Raw genomic sequence first — 1,156 nt, forward strand, 5'->3', positions numbered from 1 at the left:
GTCACGATGATGACGTTGGCCGTGTACTGCAGCAGCGAGCCGTCGCTCTCGTCCGCCTCGGCCACGAACACGTCGCCGCTGCGTGATGAGCGTTGGTCCCGGCCTCGTTCAGCTCTCCCCCGACGGCGAACGACGGATCGAACCCGCAGTGCTGGAGGGCGACGACCAGCATCGAGGTCGTCGACGTCTTGCCGTGCGTACCCGAGACCAACAACGTGCGGTATCCCTGCATGAGAGAAGACAGCACGGCCGGACGCAGCACCACCGGGATTCCGCGTTCACGAGCTTCGACGAGTTCTGGATTGGTCCTGGGAATCGCGGCGTGGGTCGTCACCACCACGGTGGGTCCGCCGTCGATCATGTCCAGCGCGCTCGCGTCGTGACCGATGCGGACCTGGGCACCGCGTGCGCGCAGTGCGAGTACGCCGCGCGATTCCTTGGCATCCGAACCCGACACCTGTCCCCCGCGAGCCAGCAGGATCCGCGCGATGCCGGACATTCCGGCACCACCGATGCCCACCATGTGTACTCGTTCGAGCTCTGTCGGCAGATCCGACATCGCACCCTCAGTTGTCACGCGGACGTCTCCCTCGTTCTCTTCTCATGCTCGACGCCGCCCAGCTCAGCGCCGCGCCGCGTGCGCGGTATCGAGCACGATCTGCGCGACGGCAGCTGCTGCGCCCTTGTGCCCGGCACCGGCGGCGGCCCGAGACATGGTGGCAATTTTTTCGGTGTCGGCCAGCAGCGCGACCACCGTCTCGCTCACGTACTGCTCGGTCAGTGTCGCATCGGACACCAGGATGCCACCTCCGGCGTCGACCACAGGACGGGCGTTGAGTTCCTGCTCGCCGTTGCCGTGCGGCAGGGGCACGTAGACGGCAGGCAGACCGGTCGCGGAAACCTCGGCGACCGTCATGGCACCGGACCGGCATATCGCGAGGTCCGCGGCCGCATACGCCAGATCCATCCGGTCGATGTACGGCACCGCGACGTACGGCGCATTCGGATTGCGCTGCTCGACGTCGAGCGAGTTCTTCGGACCGTGCGCGTGCAGAACCGAGATACCGGCACCGGCGAGGGCCGCCGAGGCTCCGGACACCGCGTCGTTGAGCGATCGGGCCCCCCTGCGAGCCGCCGAACACCAACAGCACCGGGC

The 1,156-nt window shown here is 67.6% G+C and carries 2 pseudogenes; both read right to left on the reverse strand.

What is annotated here, in order from left to right:
* Positions 1-559: pseudogene (locus RHBS_RS27910) on the reverse strand (Mur ligase domain-containing protein); the annotation flags it as partial.
* Positions 560-622: 63 nt separating this feature from the next.
* A pseudogene (locus tag RHBS_RS27915) lies at positions 623-1,156 on the reverse strand (glycosyltransferase); the annotation flags it as partial.

Origin of the sequence: Rhodococcus sp. BS-15, from assembly GCF_000813105.1 — a bacterium.
In the GTDB taxonomy this organism is placed as follows: domain Bacteria; phylum Actinomycetota; class Actinomycetes; order Mycobacteriales; family Mycobacteriaceae; genus Rhodococcoides.